The sequence below is a fragment of the Cupriavidus basilensis genome (genome assembly GCF_000832305.1).
Taxonomy (GTDB): domain Bacteria; phylum Pseudomonadota; class Gammaproteobacteria; order Burkholderiales; family Burkholderiaceae; genus Cupriavidus; species Cupriavidus basilensis_F.
Genome location: NZ_CP010537.1, coordinates 3,092,984 through 3,108,266 on the forward strand (window position 1 = coordinate 3,092,984; position 15,283 = coordinate 3,108,266).

At 64.8% G+C, this 15,283-nt stretch carries 15 protein-coding genes and 2 pseudogenes; 10 read left to right on the plus strand and 7 right to left on the minus strand.

What is annotated here, in order from left to right:
* Nucleotides 1–14: 14 nt before the first annotated feature.
* Nucleotides 15–797 (plus strand): enoyl-CoA hydratase-related protein, encoded by a 783-nt coding sequence (locus RR42_RS34175; protein WP_052495157.1) that lies wholly within the window; start codon nucleotides 15–17, stop codon nucleotides 795–797.
* Complete coding sequence (locus RR42_RS34180) at nucleotides 794–1,642, plus strand: enoyl-CoA hydratase-related protein (protein WP_043356517.1); 849 nt, start codon at nucleotides 794–796, stop codon at nucleotides 1,640–1,642. The genes RR42_RS34175 and RR42_RS34180 overlap by 4 nt, the downstream gene beginning before the upstream one ends.
* 306 nt (nucleotides 1,643–1,948) lie before the next feature.
* On the opposite strand, the pseudogene RR42_RS41870 reads toward RR42_RS34180, so the two are convergent.
* Nucleotides 1,949–2,182, minus strand: a pseudogene (locus tag RR42_RS41870) (YHYH domain-containing protein); the annotation flags it as partial.
* A gap of 69 nt (nucleotides 2,183–2,251) precedes the next feature.
* Between RR42_RS41870 and RR42_RS34185 the strand changes: the two are divergent.
* Nucleotides 2,252–2,995: a hypothetical protein gene (locus RR42_RS34185; RefSeq protein WP_043356519.1), complete on the plus strand. Its 744-nt coding sequence runs from the start codon at nucleotides 2,252–2,254 to the stop codon at nucleotides 2,993–2,995.
* A gap of 64 nt (nucleotides 2,996–3,059) precedes the next feature.
* Here the strand turns inward: RR42_RS34185 and RR42_RS41355 are convergent.
* Together RR42_RS41355 and gcvA are read right to left on the minus strand one after the other, a co-directional pair.
* Nucleotides 3,060–3,146: pseudogene (locus tag RR42_RS41355) on the minus strand (DNA-binding protein); the annotation flags it as partial.
* A gap of 169 nt (nucleotides 3,147–3,315) precedes the next feature.
* Nucleotides 3,316–4,218: a transcriptional regulator GcvA gene (gene gcvA / locus RR42_RS34190; RefSeq protein ID WP_043356521.1), complete on the minus strand. Its 903-nt coding sequence runs from the start codon at nucleotides 4,216–4,218 to the stop codon at nucleotides 3,316–3,318.
* A gap of 139 nt (nucleotides 4,219–4,357) precedes the next feature.
* On the opposite strand from gcvA, the gene RR42_RS34195 reads away from it, so the two are divergent.
* The 4 genes from RR42_RS34195 to RR42_RS34205 all read left to right on the plus strand — a co-directional run bounded on the left by RR42_RS34195 (nucleotide 4,358) and on the right by RR42_RS34205 (nucleotide 6,897).
* The gene (locus tag RR42_RS34195) at nucleotides 4,358–4,969 is read left to right on the plus strand and encodes a LysE family translocator (RefSeq protein WP_043356523.1); all 612 of its coding nucleotides are present in this window, start codon (nucleotides 4,358–4,360) and stop codon (nucleotides 4,967–4,969) included.
* A 74-nt stretch (nucleotides 4,970–5,043) separates the two neighbouring features.
* Nucleotides 5,044–5,403 carry a transposase gene (locus tag RR42_RS39190; protein WP_158408337.1) on the plus strand — a complete coding sequence of 120 codons (360 nt, stop codon included), beginning with the start codon at nucleotides 5,044–5,046 and terminating at the stop codon, nucleotides 5,401–5,403.
* Between the two features lie 33 nt (nucleotides 5,404–5,436).
* The gene (locus tag RR42_RS34200; protein ID WP_236702113.1) at nucleotides 5,437–6,222 is read left to right on the plus strand and encodes a hypothetical protein; all 786 of its coding nucleotides are present in this window, start codon (nucleotides 5,437–5,439) and stop codon (nucleotides 6,220–6,222) included.
* Nucleotides 6,223–6,546: 324 nt separating this feature from the next.
* Nucleotides 6,547–6,897, plus strand: a complete 351-nt coding sequence (locus tag RR42_RS34205) for a c-type cytochrome (protein ID WP_043356525.1) — start codon at nucleotides 6,547–6,549, stop codon at nucleotides 6,895–6,897.
* 220 nt (nucleotides 6,898–7,117) lie between these two features.
* Here the strand turns inward: RR42_RS34205 and RR42_RS34210 are convergent, their stop codons facing one another.
* From RR42_RS34210 to RR42_RS34225, 4 genes are all read right to left on the minus strand, one after another.
* Entirely contained in the window at nucleotides 7,118–7,507 is a 390-nt protein-coding gene (locus RR42_RS34210) for a hypothetical protein (protein ID WP_043356528.1), read from the minus strand.
* A 257-nt stretch (nucleotides 7,508–7,764) separates the two neighbouring features.
* On the minus strand, nucleotides 7,765–8,085 hold the full coding sequence (locus RR42_RS34215) for a DUF3470 domain-containing protein (protein WP_043356530.1): 321 nt from the start codon (nucleotides 8,083–8,085) through the stop codon (nucleotides 7,765–7,767).
* Between the two features lie 278 nt (nucleotides 8,086–8,363).
* Nucleotides 8,364–11,039 carry an alpha-ketoglutarate dehydrogenase gene (gene mdeB, locus RR42_RS34220; protein WP_043356533.1) on the minus strand — a complete coding sequence of 892 codons (2,676 nt, stop codon included), beginning with the start codon at nucleotides 11,037–11,039 and terminating at the stop codon, nucleotides 8,364–8,366.
* A 238-nt stretch (nucleotides 11,040–11,277) separates the two neighbouring features.
* A complete protein-coding gene (locus tag RR42_RS34225; RefSeq protein ID WP_043356536.1) occupies nucleotides 11,278–12,798 on the minus strand; it encodes a CoA-acylating methylmalonate-semialdehyde dehydrogenase in 1,521 nt (506 codons plus the stop codon).
* 132 nt (nucleotides 12,799–12,930) lie between these two features.
* On the opposite strand from RR42_RS34225, the gene RR42_RS34230 reads away from it, so the two are divergent.
* The 3 genes from RR42_RS34230 to RR42_RS34240 all read left to right on the plus strand — a co-directional run bounded on the left by RR42_RS34230 (nucleotide 12,931) and on the right by RR42_RS34240 (nucleotide 15,245).
* A complete protein-coding gene (locus RR42_RS34230; protein ID WP_043356539.1) occupies nucleotides 12,931–13,866 on the plus strand; it encodes a LysR family transcriptional regulator in 936 nt (311 codons plus the stop codon).
* A gap of 69 nt (nucleotides 13,867–13,935) precedes the next feature.
* Nucleotides 13,936–14,931 carry a 5'-nucleotidase gene (locus tag RR42_RS34235; protein ID WP_043356541.1) on the plus strand — a complete coding sequence of 332 codons (996 nt, stop codon included), beginning with the start codon at nucleotides 13,936–13,938 and terminating at the stop codon, nucleotides 14,929–14,931.
* On the plus strand, nucleotides 14,928–15,245 hold the full coding sequence (locus RR42_RS34240) for a YnfA family protein (RefSeq protein WP_043356543.1): 318 nt from the start codon (nucleotides 14,928–14,930) through the stop codon (nucleotides 15,243–15,245). The genes RR42_RS34235 and RR42_RS34240 overlap by 4 nt, the downstream gene beginning before the upstream one ends.
* The last annotated feature ends 38 nt before the right edge of the window (nucleotides 15,246–15,283 follow it).

Here is a 15,283-nt window from a genome sequence, read left to right on the forward strand (position 1 = left end):
AGAAAACGCCAGCCATGTCAGATTTCGTCCAGATTGTCCGTGATGACGGCATCGCCGTCATCACGCTGAACCACCCGCATACGCGCAATGCCATTGCAGACGAATCCTGCATCCAGGCCATCGTCACGGCACTTGCGGAGATCTCCGCCGACCCGGCCCTGCGCGTGGCCGTCCTGACCGGGGCCGGGCCCGCATTCTGCGCCGGCGGCAGCCTGCAGTCGCTGGGCCAGCTCGCCGCGGGCGAGCCGATCGCCAACGAAGAGCGCTACCGCAATGGCATCCAGCGCATCCCGCGAGCCTTCCAGCAACTCGACATACCGATGATCGCGGCGGTCAACGGCCCCGCCATTGGTGCTGGACTGGACCTGGCCTGCATGTGCGACATCCGCATTGCCTCGACCCGCGCGACCTTTGCAGAGAGCTTCGTCAAGCTTGGCCTGGTGGCGGGTGACGGCGGCGCCTGGCTACTGGCACGCACCCTGCCTCTGGCGCGCGCCTATGAAATGGCGCTCACCGGCAACGCCATCGGTGCACAGCAGGCGCTGGAGTGGGGGCTCGTGTCGCGCCTGGCCGAGCCTGAGACATTGATGGACGCTGCGCTGACGCTTGCGGGCGCGATCGCCGCGAACCCGGGGCACGCGGTCAGGATGACGAAGCGCCTGGTGGACGCGTCCCAGCTCAACACGCTCGACTCCGTGCTCAACCTCTGCGCCAGCATGCAGGCGCTGGCGCACACCACCGAGGCGCACCGCCAGGCGCTGCGCTTGATGACTGAACACATGAGGAGCAAATCATGACTGCGGCCAGCCCTGGCACCAACGAGATCATCCTCTGCGAAGTGGCGAACCGGATTGCCGTCATCACCCTAAACCGGCCGGACCAGCTCAACGCCTGGAACTCTGAGATGGAAGCCGGCCTGCGCACTGCGCTAGAGCGCTGCCAGGACGATCGCGAGGTCCGTGTGATCGTATTGACCGGGGCCGGAAATGCCTTCTGCGCCGGCGCCGACCTGTCGGCGGCGCGCGCGCGGCTGGCGGCGTCCGGCCCGCGACACGTCAGTAGTACCGCGGCTCACGCGCCCAACGATGTCGCCGCCAGGGAGGACTTTGGCCAGCGCTACAGCTATCTGCTGTCGATCGGCAAGCCGATCATCTGCGCTCTGAATGGCGCGGCAGCCGGTGTGGGGCTGGTGCTCTCGCTCTATTGCGACATCCGCTACGCTAGCCGCGAAGCGCGCCTGGTACCAGCCTTCGTGCGGCGCGGGCTACCCGCCGAACACGGCATTGCCTGGATCCTGCCCAGGCTGATTGGTCTGTCTCGTGCGCTCGAATGGCTGATCAGCGGCAGGTCAATGAGCGCACAGGAGGCGGAACAGGCCGGCCTCGTTTCAGCCGTGCTCGAAACCGATGGCTTTCTGCCAGAGGTCCTCGAACGTGCCGCCACATTGGCTACCCTGTGCTCGCCCAGTGCAATCGCGGCGACCAAGCGGCAGTCTTACCTCGCGCTCGGCCAGACTCTGGGTGAAGGCGTAGCGCTGGCCGAGCGCGAGATCGCGGCTTCATTGCAAGGGAGCGACTTCCGTGAGGGTGTGGCAGCCTTCCTCGGAAAACGCCAGCCTTCGTTTGTGGGACTAGAACGCTGAGCGACCTGCAAGCACGCCGCTGGTCTGCGCCCGAACGTCCGATACGAGGAGTAGACCGGACATTGGGATGTCTGGAAGCAAGCGTTGGCCGATGTCCGTTTGCCGAACTGAAACATCACCTCAGTCCTAGCGCTACCGGCGCCAAGCCCAGCCGCGCCCGGTGACTCGTCCTGCCCGCGTCCCTGGATATCGGCGAGAACCCAGAAAAGTTCTTCGCCGAATTGCAAGGTGGGAGAGTCGAGCGGGGCTGGGTGACGGTATAGTTCAGGGATCGGCCCAACGGCGGGCACCCTCGCCCATCCCGCACTAGCAGCCACCATAGTCCTTGCGACCGCTGGACGTAATCGTGTAAGTGCCTCCGCGGGGACCGGTGTAGCAGGTCTGGCCAGATGATGTGCTGCGAGTCGTCACGAGTGAATTGGTCGACTTACCGGCTGAGGCGGTCGGGCTCTGCGTCGAGGTTGAGCCGACGCGCCCACCTCCGCGATGACAATGGTATTCCCCGGTCTTGCGGTTGGTGTGACATCCGTCTGCGTCTAGGCTCTCGAGGACGAGGTTCTCCTCAAGATGGGACGGAACCTACTTCTGAATCAACAGGTGGAACACCTATTGAAGGCCATCCTGGGACTTGCAAGGATCGAGGGGACACCGGCGGACGCCGCGACTCGACTTGAGGCGCGACATGCGGCCCTGACAACGACGTCTTTGGGTGGACTGCAGAGAAAATTTCGCAATGAACTTCTCGCGCCCCCGGAAGAACAGCCACAAAATCAGGAGCCTGCTGACGTCTCCCAACCCCGGTTTAGCACGACCTTCCGGTTCGAGCTCAAGCCGTCGGACAAGGAAGCTCTGGAAGCTGACCTGGAAGCGCTAACCGCTGAGCGCAACGAACTCGCGCATCATTTCCTGCCACGCTGGCAACCTGGCTCAGTTTCGTCGATGACCGAGGCTAGCGTCCATCTGGACCGGCAGCGAGAGAGGATTGTCGCAATGCATCATCGCCTCAAATCAATGCACGGCTCAATGGCTGAAACGCTACAGATGGCTGCGAACTTCTGGGCATCCAGCGAGGCCACGGCCGCTATTGAACTCATGCATCTTCAGGGCAGCCGGATGATTGAATTGCTGGAAGAAGTCGCAGCGGCTCCCAAACGGGCAGATGGATGGACCGACCTGGCTTATGCTGCGGGAATCGTACAACGCCAGGAACCAGACGCGCTGGTTGACCGCAAGGCGCGCTTTGGCGAGCGGAGCCTGAAGGCGCTTATCCTCAAATCCGGATTGTTCGAGGTCGCAGAAGAGGTGCTTCCACAAGGCACGCGGACACTGATTCGCTCACGCTCGGTCGTCTAGGAACAGGCGAAACGAAAATGGGAAGCCTCAGCTCCCCTTCTTTCTCCAGCCCATCCCAGCGAACTTAAGCCGCGGCGTCCTTCAGTTTCTTCATCGGGCGGACTTCAACCTTGACGGATGCCAGCGTGGCGGCGAACCACCGGTCTTCGCCGACTTATACCTTAACCATGCCTAGTTGAGCGGATGGTCAGCTGGTCGGTGGAAACACCGGCTTCTTCATTTCAGCGCGCTGTCCACCGGAACGGGTAAGGGAAGGACCGCAGCCGACCCCTAGCAGACTGACCCATCAGCCCGCAAATCGCTACCGTCACTCGATGGCATCAGTTGGCACCTGCCGCCCGTAGCTCATCGACCAACCAATCGCGCAGGACGCGCACCTTCGGGTGGTCACGATTGCCGGTGCGGTAGACGAGGTCATATCCGCGCTCCGCTTTCAGCTTGACGTTCGGGAAGGGCGCGACGAGCCTGCCCGCTGCGATGTCATCCGCCACCAGAGCGCTGCGCCCCAGTACTACGCCTTCATCTCGAATCGCTGCCTCAATGGCCATGCTGCCATGGCTGTACGCTGGCCCACGGCCACTGCTGAAGCGATCCACACCCGCCAGTGCGAACCACTGCTCCCAATTCGCCAGCATACGGTCTTCGTGCAAAAGGGTACAGGAGACCAAGCTTTCGGGCGTGGGCAAACCGCCCGCGGCTGCAAGATAGGCCGGACTACAAACTGGCGTGACGGTTTCATCCAGAATCCGCTCGGCGACCACGTTGCGGTAGCGACCGCTGCCATAACGGATGGCCACATCGACCTGACCGTCGTTTAAGTCGACATTGATGTCCGTCACATCCAAGTGAATGTCCAACTCTGGATGCTTGGCTTTCAACCGATGCAGGCGCGGCGCCAACCACTTGCTGGCAAACGACACGCTGGTGCTGATCTTCAACCGCGACACGCCGTCCTGTGTGCGAAGGCGCTCGGCCTCGCGCGTGAGTTCCCCTAGCAAGCGAGCAACCGATGCATGAAATTCTGCGCCGGCCTCGGTCAGGACGATCCGACGCGTCAGCCGCCGAAAAAGCACCACGCCAAGATAACTTTCAAGTGTCTTAATGTGCCGGCTCACCGCCCCATGGGTGACGTGCAACTCTTCAGCGGCCAGCGTCATGCTAAGCAGCCGCCCCGTGGCCTCGAAGGCACGCAAGGTCTGCAGAGGGGGAAGGCGGTCGAACATCGCGGCTTAATGTGTGACTTTGAATCACACATTATGTGATGACAAATGGTTTGTCGGCAAGGCCGTCTGCACCGCACCATTCAAGGCAGCAGCTGCCAGAGCGGCAGCGATTCTTTCCACCAGTTATGTCGGAAGCACGATGCAACTCCACACCTGGCTGATTTTTCTCGCCACCTCGATTGGCATGTCGCTATCGCCTGGCCCGAACGGCATGCTTGCGCTCACGCATGGCGCCATGCACGGCAGCCGTAAGACGCTGTTCACCATCGCCGGTGCCGTGCTGGGCTTCGTGGCCGTCATCGGCTTGTGCATGTTCGGTATTGGCGCGTTGATCAAGGCGTCCGTCGTGTGGCTCACCGCCCTGAAGTGGGTGGGCGGCGCCTACCTGCTCTGGCTGGGGGTACAGGTGTGGCGGGCTCCGCCCATCGCGGTGACTGCCAACACTGAACCTGTAAAGGCCAGCGGCTGGTCGCTTTTTCGTCAGGGCGCGCTGTCGGCGGCAACCAATCCCAAGGGCATGCTCTTCTTCAGTGCGTTCCTGCCGCAGTTCATCGATCCACAACGCAACCTGGTGGTGCAATTCGCTGCAGTGGCTGCGACCTACGCTGCCACCGAGTTTCTGGCCGAGTACGCCGTGGCGAGCGCTGCACACCGGATACGCCCCTGGCTTGAGCGGGTCGGACGCCGGTTTAACCGGGTGTGCGGCGGCGTGTTCGTCCTCATCGGCGCTGCACTGCCGCTGCGTGCCTAGAAGGCCCGGCAATGCGCTCGTTGCAAAAGCGGGGCACACGCCCACCACCGATGGTTGGTGACGCACTCGGGACGATGATCGAGCCACTGTTGCCACAAGCCAAGCCGAGGCGGTTCCGGCATCCCGGTCGCTTCCCGGTGTCGGATCGCGCCGCCCTAAGCGGCATTCTGTTCGTTCTCAGCAATGGCATTCGTTGGGCCGAGCTGCCCGGCGAAATGGGGTACAGCTCTGGTGTACATGTTGGCGCCGGCTTCGCGCATGGCAATGCGCGGGGGCATGGGCGCGTGTCTGTGACGTCCTGGTGCGAGAGCTTGCGCCAGGGCAACAGATCGACTTTGCTCGTACGCTCGATTCGGCAAAGTACCACGCTGGCTGGACAGGTTCGCGCCACCATCACCATGCCGCCGCAGGCGCATACTGAAACTCGTGGCTGAGGTCCGCAAACCAATGCACGCATTGGCGCTGGCATGTTCGATATGAATCTTCTTGTCTTTAAACTCATCGTGACTCCGCTCCTGCTGCTGGCTGCCAGCGTGGCCGTGCGCCGCTGGGGTGAGACGGTGGGCGGCTTCCTGGTCGGCCTGCCGCTCACCTCGGGGCCGATCTCGGTGTTTCTGGCGCTTGAACATGGGTCGACGTTCGCCGAGCACGCAACGTCAGGCTCCCTCGCGGCGACAGCGGCGCAAGTAGCGTTCTGCCTTGCGTATTGCCGGCTTGCTACCCTGGGCTGGCCCATTGCGCTGTCGGGCGCGTGCGTGGCCTTTGCCGTTGCCGCAACGGCGCTGCAATGGAGTGGCCTGGCGCAGACCGGGCTGTTTGTCGTGGCGATGTCGGCCATGACGGTTGTGCTCTATGTGACGCCAAGAAGCACTGCACGCGGCAAGGGGTTGAGTTCGCCATGGTGGGACCTACCGGCGCGCATGGTGCTGATTACGTGCCTGGTCGTCAGCGTGACGTTAATCGCGCCTTATGTCGGGCCGCAGGCAAGCGGTGTGCTCGCGTCGTTTCCGTTCATGGCAACCATTCTGGCGATTTTTGCGCACCGCCTAATCGGCGCCGCTGCCGCACGGCAGGTGCTTCGCGGAATGGTGGCTGGGTTGTTTGGCTTTGCAGCATTCTTCTATGTGCTCAGCCTGACATTGACGCGGCTCAGCCTGTTCGTCGCATACAGCGGGGCGATTCTGACGGCGTTGGCAGTGCAGGCGATCTCTTTGCATCGGATGCGCCTGTCAGTGCCGCAGATTGCCGAATAGCGCGATCTTGACGTTGCGCCCCGCTAGCGGTCTTCGAATGTCTGTGTTTGGCCGGGAAGCGACCTCGTCCCGCCGCTACCCAGTTGGCTCTTCCCGTTTAGGGTTACTCGATGCCGGCCATAGTCCGCGTGATTGTGTGTGTGCCCACACGCGCGCTGGCGGGCACCGAATAAGCCTCGATGGAGGAAACCGCGAAGTGGTCCGATGGCGCGCGGGTTTTGCGAAGCTATGGGGATGGATGGACGAGGATGGCGAGCGGTGGCGTGAAGTAACGGACGCAAGCGCTCGCTCGCGGCTCGCTTTGCTGCGGAGCCGACGGCCGGTTTGGATACCTCCTGGCAGCTGCGATCATGGATCGCCTCGCCGAATGGGTGGTGCGCATATGGCCGCGAGGGTGACGGCAATCCACATGTGGCGGTGGCGATGCTGGGCAAATCCACCGTGCGCAACGCGGATCCGCATAACCTGATCGTGTCCATTCTCGACAGCATCGAAGCACGAAATTGGCCCAGACTGGAGAGCATGCAGGACATGCCCGGCTTTGCCTCGCGCCTGAGCAACGCGGAACTGACCGACCTGGCTAGCTACCTGCGGGCAAGCTATGGCGGCCAACCTGGCGACGTGAGTGCGGACAATGTGAAGGCGCTGCGCGCGCAGGCGGGCAAGGGGCGTTGAGGCAGCGCGCCGTTCTGCATGTTCCTGCGCAAACCAAGGGCTTGGCCACGCAACCAGATATTTCCGATCAACCGAGCGAGCACGCGATGGACGCGCGGCCCGCTCGACGCGGACCAGCGCGCCGCGCTGCATGCCATCGCCAAGCGCTGCCGGGTTCACCGGGCGTTGCACACCGAAGGGATGGTCAAGACTGACAGCGCGCAAGAATGCGGATAGGCGCTCAAGCGCCGTCGAGGAAAGGATTGCGCTGGCCAAGGCGCGTTCCGAGCGCGTCGGGAGCCAGGCTCATGCTGGCGGGGTCCATTGCAGGGTTGGGGCTGCGGGCCAGTGTCGGGTCGGCTGGTGCAGGCGCCATGCCCGCCTGCGCCGGTTGTTCGGCCCCCTGCGCATAGACATCGCGTGCGGCCGGCAGCGCCTCCTGGGCCGACGGCGCTGTCGCCGGCATGGCTTGCATTGGCTGGGCGGATGGCACCGACTGGATGGATTGCGCCGGTTGGCTGGATTGCATCGGCTGGGTCGGCTGAATGGGCTGGGCCTGCTGCGCGAATAGCGGATAGGACGCGATCATTGCGCCAGCCATCAACAAGGATTTCGCCAGATGTTGCTTCATTCGTGTACCTCCAAAAAACGCCTTCAGGCATGGGAAGGGCCACTGTAGCGCCGAGGCACCTGACATTCTGTTCGATTTTGCAACAATCATTTACCAGCCTTGCCATCGACACCAAGGCCCGTTAGCTGCGCGCGCTCGATCGTTGTGCTGCCACCAGAGGGCAGGGACGATGGGCTGTGCCGAGAGCTTTCTGATCCTCCACACGGCTGACCGCTTGCAAGGCGGCTCTCCGTCGCGATATACCCTCAACCTGCTCCCTAAACCAGCAACGCCCTCTTGTTTTCCAGAAACGCCCAATCGTCGGCATCCGGCAGCGGCCCGTCCCCGATTTTCACCACCGGCCACTTCCTCGCCAACTTGTCATTGAGTTCAACGAAGCCGAGCTCCTTCTCCGTCAGGTCATAGTCATTCTTGATGGCATTGACCGGGCACACCAGGGTGCAGATCGTGCAATTCAGGCATACCGACGGGTCGATCACCATAAAGTTCGGCCCCTGATGGAACGCATGCACGGGGCAGACTTCCGCGCAATCTCCATAGCGGCAGTTGATGCAAGCTTCAGTGACGACGCAAGCCATGGCTACTCCAATGACAAATCCCGGAGCACCGCACCCCGGGGATAGGACGCAGGGAATTTCAGGAGGCCTTGCGGAAGCCGGCCGTGCCGAAGAAGACATTCGGCTTGCGATAGCATCCGCGACATTGTGCGGCTGCCGTCGCCAGCAAACGAGTGATGCCCGAGTGATGCGTTTGCGCGCGCCAATGCGCAAGGAGGCCGTGATGCTGATTCGCGGCTCCTCAGCGCGGGCGTTGAGGATACGACGGACTTGCTGGCAGCTAGCGCGCAGGCGCTGGCTTAACGCGCCCAGGGCGCATCCACCTCCATCTTCACGCCATAGCGCTCCAGCCCCTTGGCATGCAGCGCCGGAGAAATCGACCGCAGCGCGGCAATCGCCACGTGGTAGCGGTCGATCTCGAAGAAGCGGCGCAGCGCGGCGCGCGTGTCGCTGCGGCCGAAGCCGTCCGTGCCAAGCGCGGTGAACGGCGCGCGCAGGTACGAGGCGATGAGCTGCGCATAGGCCCGCACGTAGTCGGTGGCGGCGATGACAGGGGTAGCGCCCGGCAGCGAGCGCTGCAAATGGCTCTGCGTTTCGCCGCCGCTGGCGAACAGGCTGGCGCGCTCGCATTCGCGGGCGTCCCTGGCCAGTTCGGAGAAGCTGGTCACGCTCCAGATCTCTGACTTGATGTCCCAGTCGCTTGCCAGCAGGTCCGCGGCGGCGATGACTTCGCGCAGGATGGCGCCCGAGCCGAGCAGCCTCACGCTGGTGGCAGCGCCTTCGGGGCCGCGCGTGCCGAAAAGGTACATGCCCTTGATCACGTCGCCGTGCGCGTCCTCGCGCAGCGGCGCCTGCACGTAGTTCTCGTTGTTGACGGTCAGGTAGTAGAACTCGTCGCGCTGCGCTTCCAGCATGCTGCGCGCGCCGTGGTGGATGATGACCGCGGCTTCGCTGGCGAAGGCAGGATCGTAGGCGCGGCAGTTCGGCACCGTGGCGGCGATCAGCTGGCTGGTGCCGTCCTGGTGCTGCAGGCCTTCGCCGGCAAGCGTGGTGCGCCCGGCGGTGGCGCCGATCAGGAAGCCGCGCGCGCGCTGGTCCGCCGCCGCCCAGATCAGGTCGCCGACGCGCTGGAAGCCGAACATCGAGTAGTAGATATAGAACGGGAGCATGGCGACGCCGCTCACGCTGTATGACGTTGCCGCGGCCGTCCACGACGCCAGCGCGCCGGCTTCGGTGATGCCTTCTTCCAGCAGTTGCCCTTGCTGGCTTTCCTTGTAGTACAGCATCGAGCCGGCGTCTTCCGGCTCGTAGAGCTGGCCCACCGGCGAGTAGATGCCGATCTGCCGGAACAGGTTGGCCATGCCGAAGGTGCGCGCTTCGTCGGCCACGATGGGCACCACGCGCGGGCCGACGTCCTTGTCTTTGATCAGGTTGGTGAACAGGCGCACCACGCCCGTGGTGGTGGAGACGGCGCGCTCGTCCGGCTCCATGGCGAAGCGGCCATACTGCATCAGCTCGGGCATGCGCAGCGCGGGCGCGGTGCGCGCGCGGGCCGGCAGGTAGCCGCCCAGCGCTTGCCGGCGCGCATGGAGGTAGGTCATCTCCGGGCTGTCGTCGGCCGGCTTGTAGAAGCGCAGCTGCGCCACGGCATCGTCGTCCAGCGGTAGCGCAAAGCGGTCGCGGAAGGCAAGCAGCGCGTCGATATCAAGCTTCTTCTGCTGGTGCGCCGTCATGCGGGATTCGCCCGCTTCGCCCATGCCGTAGCCCTTCTTGGTCTTGGCGAGGATCACGGTGGGCTTGCCCTGGTGCGCCTGCGCATCCTGGAATGCGGCGTACAGCTTGCGAAAGTCATGGCCGCCCCGGCGCAGCGCGTCGATATCCGCGCTGCTCATGCTGGCGACCAGGGCCTTGAGCTCGGGGTCCGTGTTGAAGAAGTGGGCCAGGTTGTAGTCGCCATCCTTGGCCCCGAGGTTCTGGTACTCGCCGTCCACCATCGCCGCAAAGCGCCGCAGCAGCGCGTGATGGGTGTCGCGCGCAAACAGCGCATCCCACTCGGAACCCCAGACCACCTTGACGACGTGCCAGCCGGCGCCGCCGAACAGCGCCTCCAGCTCATGGATCACCTGGCCGTTGCCGCGCACCGGGCCATCGAGCCGCTGCAGGTTGCAGTTGATGACGAAGGTAAGGTTGTCGAGCTTCTCGCGCGCCGCCAGCGAGAGCGCGGCAAGCGACTCCGGCTCGTCCATCTCGCCATCCCCGAACACGCCCCACACGCGCCGCGCAGCGGTGTCGGCAATGCCGCGATGCCCGAGATACCGCAGGAAGCGGGCCTGGTAGATGGCACTGATCGGGCCGATGCCCATGGAGCCGGTCGGGAATTGCCAGAAATCCGGCATCAGCCAGGGATGCGGATAGGACGAGAGGCCGCCACCGCCGGTTTCCTGCCGGTAGCTCGCCAGTTGGGACTCGGACAGCCGGCCTTCCAGGAAGGCGCGTGCATAGACGCCCGGCGCGGAGTGCGGCTGGAAGTAGACCAGGTCGCCCTTGCGGTCCCCATCGTCGGCACGGAAGAAGTGATTGAAACCCACCTCGAAGATCTCGGCGGCGGAGGCATAGCTGGCAAGGTGGCCGCCAAGTTCGCCGTAGGCCTTGTTGGCGCGCACCACCATGGCCAGCGCGTTCCAGCGGATGATCGAGGTCAGCCGCTGCTCCATGGCAAGGTCGCCGGGATAGCGTGGCTGCTCGCCTACGCCGATGCTGTTCTGGTAGGCCGAGTACGGATTGGCCCGTTCGCCAAGGCCGAGATGGCTGGCATGCTCGGCAAGGCGCTCCAGCAGGAAGCGCGCACGCGGCGCGCCGCCGGTGCGGAAGACGCCGGCCAGGGCGTCGAGCCATTCGCTGGTTTCCTCAATGTCGGGGTCGTGCCCTTCGCCAGGGGCAATCTGGATGGCGGCTGTCTTTGGCAGGGCACGCATTGCGGTCTCCGTGGGCCTCGTTCCTCTCTATTGGATTGTAGGGAGGAGCCCGCGGCAGATGCTGCCGAACTGGCAGGCAACACCGGCCGCCCGCAGCGTAGCGTGCTGCGGCTGGCCGGCTGGCAGCGCAACGTGCTGCCGGGACTGGCACGCGGATCGATCTGGCATGTGGGCCATATTCGGATTCGGATTCGGATTCGGATTCGGATTAGCGCGCCAACATGCCGCCGCCCGCAGCTTACTTCGCCGTAGGCATGGCGAACTCGGCGCCCTTGCCGATGCTGTCGGGCCAGCGCTGCATGACCGACTTCTGCTTGGTGTAGAAGCGCACGCCTTCCTCGCCATACGCGTGGGTGTCGCCAAACAGGCTGCGCTTCCATCCGCCAAAGCCGTGCCAGGCCATCGGCACCGGGATAGGCACGTTGATGCCGACCATGCCGACCTGGATGCGCCGCGCAAACTCACGCGCCACGCCGCCGTCGCTGGTGTAGCAGGCCACGCCGTTGCCGAACTCATGGTCGTTGACCAGTTGCACGGCCTGGGCAAAATCCTTCACGCGCACGCAGCCCAGCACCGGGCCGAAGATTTCTTCCTTGTAGATGCGCATGGCGGGGGTCACGTTGTCGAACAAGGTGCCGCCCGTGAAGAAGCCTGCTTCATGGCCGGGCACGCGGCAGTCGCGCCCGTCCACCACCAGCGTGGCGCCTTCCGCCACGCCGAGGCCGACGTAGCCTTCGATCCGCTCCAGGGCCTGGCGCGTGACGATGGGGCCCATCTCGGCCTCGGCGTTCATGCCGTTGCCGATCACCAGTGCCTTCACGCGCTCGGCCAGCAGCGGCAGGATCTTGTCCGCGACATCGCCCACCAGCACGGCGATCGAGATCGCCATGCAGCGCTCGCCGGCCGAGCCGTAGCCGGCGCCGATCAAGGCGTCCACGGCTTGTTCGATGTCCGCGTCGGGCATGACCACCAGGTGGTTCTTGGCGCCGCCGAGCGCCTGCACGCGCTTGCCGAAATGCGCCGAGCGCTCGCTGATGTACTGAGCGATCGGGGTAGAGCCGACAAAGCTCACCGCCTTGACCTCAGGATGTGCGATCAGTGCGTCGACCACGACCTTGTCGCCCTGCACCACGTTGAACACGCCGGCCGGCAAGCCGGCTTCGGTCAGCAGATCCGCCATGAACAGGCTGGCGCTGGGATCGCGCTCGCTGGGCTTGAGCACAAAGGTGTTGCCGGCCGCCAGCGCGATCGGGAACATCCAGCACGGGACCATGCAGGGGAAGTTGAACGGCGTGATGCCAACGACCACGCCCAGCGGCTGGCGCAGCGTCCAGTTGTCCATCCCGGTGCTGACCTGGTCCGTGTAGTCGCCCTTGAGCAACTGGGGAATACCGCAGGCAAACTCGATGATGTCGATGCCCCGGGAGACTTCGCCCTGCGCGTCGGAAAAGACCTTGCCGTGTTCCGCCGTGATCATCGCCGCGAGCGTGTCGCGATGCTGGTTCATCAGTTGCAGGAAGCGTTGCATGACCCGCGCGCGGCGGATCGGGGGCGTGTCCGCCCAGGCCGCGAAGGCCGCAGCCGCGGCGGCAACCGCGGTGCCGGCTTCGTCGGCCGAGCCCAGCGCCACGCTGCGCGCGGCGGCGCCGGTGGCCGGATTGAAGACATCCTGCGCGCGGCCGCTGGCGCTGGCAACCCGGCTGCCGTTGATGTAGTGGCCCAGCTGGCCGCCTTCGGTGTATGCGATGGGAGTCTTCACGTTGCTGCCTTCCAGTAAAAGAGAGGGAAAGAGTAGGAGGGATTAGCCAATGCGACGAGTGTAGTCACGGCCCCTTCCCCCATCAATGCCGCGCGGCTTGACTCATTGTTTAGCAAAGTAAACAATGCCGCGATGGAAGACGAAAACAAAGAACCCAACTGGGCGCACCTTTACTCGCTGGTCGTGCTGGGTGAGCTTGGCAGCTACACGGCCGCGGCCGTGCGCCTGGGCCTGAGCAAGGGGGCGATGAGCCAGCGCATCGCGGAGCTGGAGCGCAGCGCCGGGGTGCCGCTGGTGCAGCGGACCACCCGCAGCGTCCGGCTGACCGAAGCCGGCCAGCAACTCGCGGACACAACACGCAACGCCTTCGCGGACATCGAGCGCAGTTTTGCCGGCGTGCGCGATCTTGCCGGCGAGCCGCGCGGCTTGCTGCGGGTCACGGCGCCAGTGGCGCTGGGCCGGCAGCAGATCGTCCCGCGCATCCCGGCCTTCCTGAAGGCCTATCCGGAGGTGCGGATCGAGATGGAGTTTTCCGACAAGTTCACCGCGTTGGCGCAGGAGGGCTTCGACCTGGCAATCCGGCACGCCTCGGTGGCGCCGGATACGCATATCGCCTGGACGCTATGCCGCACGAACACGGTGCTGGTGGCAACGCGCAGCTACCTGAAGCGCCATGGCTCGCCCGAAACCCCGGAGCAACTGGCCGAGCATGCCTGCCTGCATTACTTCCGGCGGGGCGAATCGCCCACCTGGAGCTTCGAGCCGCTGCGCGGCGCCGGCCCGCGGCGCAGCGTGGCCATCCACGGCAGCTTTGCCGCCAACAACAGCGAGGCCCTGCGCGAGGCGGCGCTGGGCGGACTGGGCATCGCCCTGCTGCCGGACTTCACCGCCCAGGCGGACGTGGCCGCCGGCAGGCTGGTCAAGGTGCTGCCCAACTGGCGCCCGGCGGGGGCCTTTGGCGACCACCTGTTCGCCATCCGCCCCTACAGCCCCTACCTGCCGCGCGCCGTGCGCGTGTTTGTGGACTACCTGCGCGAGACGCTGAAGGATGGCTTCACGATGGGCTGACGCCCCCTGCCCTGCCGCAGCTTGCCCGGCGCATTGCCAGCGCCGAATCGTCTGCCTTTATACTGCGGCATGGCCTACGATCTCACAGACAAACTCGTCATCGGCATCTCGTCCCGGGCGTTGTTCGACCTCGAGCACGAGAACGGCATCTATCAATCCGAGGGGGTGGCGTCCTACTCCGCCTACCAGCGCCAGCATGAGGACGAACCCCTGCTGCCGGGCACGGCCTTTCCGCTGGTGCAGGCGCTGCTCGGACTCAATCACCTGATCCCGGACCGAAGGCTGGTCGAGGTGGTGGTGATCTCGCGCAATTCGCCGGACACCGGGCTGCGCGCGTTCAACGCCATCGAGACCCACCGGCTCGACATCACCCGCGCGGCATTCACCGGCGGCGAATCGATCTCGCGCTACCTGCAAGCCTTCAAGGTGGACCTGTTCCTCTCGCGCGAGGCCACCGACGTGCAGGCCGCCATCGACGGCGGCGTGGCCGCGGCCCAGCTGTACGCTGCGCCCGCCGATTATCACGCCCCCGCCGGCCAGATCCGTATTGCCTTTGACGGCGATGCCGTGCTCTTCTCGCCGGAGTCCGAGCAGATCTTCAAGCAAAAAGGGCTGGAAGCCTTCGTCCGGCATGAGCAAAAACACCGCCACAAGGCCATGGCCGAGGGGCCGTTCGCCAAGCTGCTGCTCCGGCTGGCGGAGATCCAGTCGCATTTCCCGCCCGGGGAATGCCCGGTGCGCATCGCCATCGTGACGGCGCGCAACAGCCCGGCGCATACCCGGGTGGTGCATACCCTGCGCGCGTGGAACGTCAGCATCGATGAAGCCTTCTTCCTCGGCGGCTTGCCCAAGGATCAAGTGCTGCAGGCGTTCGGCGCGCATATGTTCTTCGACGACCAGGAAGGGCATGTGGAACTGGCGTCGGCGGTGGTGCCGTCGGGGCGGGTGCCTTACAAAGGCGGCGAGCTGGGGGGCGGCAAACGCAGGCCCGCGCGCAAGCGCGCCAGGAACGATGACAACGATGCCGCCAGCCGGGCCGGCGACGCACCCGCCTGCGCCGCATGAAGACGTTCGCCCTTTACCTCATCACGGCCTGCGCGGAAATACTGGGCTGCTATTTCCCCTACCTGTGGCTGCGCCAGGGTGCCAGCGCATGGCTGCTGGTGCCAGGCGCGCTGTCGCTGGCGCTGTTCGCCTGGCTGCTGTCGCTGCACCCGGATGCTTCCGGGCGGGTCTATGCGGCTTATGGCGGCATCTATATTGCGGTGGCTATCCTGTGGCTCTGGCTGGTGGATGGGGTGAAGCCTAGCCACTGGGATCTGGCCGGGGTGGCGGTGGCGATTGCCGGGATGGCGATGATTGTTTTTCAGCCGCGTTGAAGCGGCGCGGAGCGTGATGGAGCGCTTGCGCTACAGCT

Excerpts from the sequence above, each read along its gene's own strand:
- RR42_RS34175 (WP_052495157.1), top strand. The coding sequence starts at position 15 with ATGTCAGATTTCGTCCAGATTGTCCGTGATGACGGCATCGCCGTCATC.
- RR42_RS34180 (WP_043356517.1), top strand. The coding sequence starts at position 794 with ATGACTGCGGCCAGCCCTGGCACCAACGAGATCATCCTCTGCGAAGTG.
- gcvA (WP_043356521.1), bottom strand. The coding sequence starts at position 4,218 with ATGTTCGACCGCCTTCCCCCTCTGCAGACCTTGCGTGCCTTCGAGGCC.
- RR42_RS34195 (WP_043356523.1), top strand. The coding sequence starts at position 4,358 with ATGCAACTCCACACCTGGCTGATTTTTCTCGCCACCTCGATTGGCATG.
- RR42_RS39190 (WP_158408337.1), top strand. The coding sequence starts at position 5,044 with ATGATCGAGCCACTGTTGCCACAAGCCAAGCCGAGGCGGTTCCGGCAT.
- RR42_RS34200 (WP_236702113.1), top strand. The coding sequence starts at position 5,437 with ATGTTCGATATGAATCTTCTTGTCTTTAAACTCATCGTGACTCCGCTC.
- RR42_RS34210 (WP_043356528.1), bottom strand. The coding sequence starts at position 7,507 with ATGAAGCAACATCTGGCGAAATCCTTGTTGATGGCTGGCGCAATGATC.
- RR42_RS34215 (WP_043356530.1), bottom strand. The coding sequence starts at position 8,085 with ATGGCTTGCGTCGTCACTGAAGCTTGCATCAACTGCCGCTATGGAGAT.
- mdeB (WP_043356533.1), bottom strand. The coding sequence starts at position 11,039 with ATGCGTGCCCTGCCAAAGACAGCCGCCATCCAGATTGCCCCTGGCGAA.
- RR42_RS34230 (WP_043356539.1), top strand. The coding sequence starts at position 12,931 with ATGGAAGACGAAAACAAAGAACCCAACTGGGCGCACCTTTACTCGCTG.
- RR42_RS34235 (WP_043356541.1), top strand. The coding sequence starts at position 13,936 with ATGGCCTACGATCTCACAGACAAACTCGTCATCGGCATCTCGTCCCGG.
- RR42_RS34240 (WP_043356543.1), top strand. The coding sequence starts at position 14,928 with ATGAAGACGTTCGCCCTTTACCTCATCACGGCCTGCGCGGAAATACTG.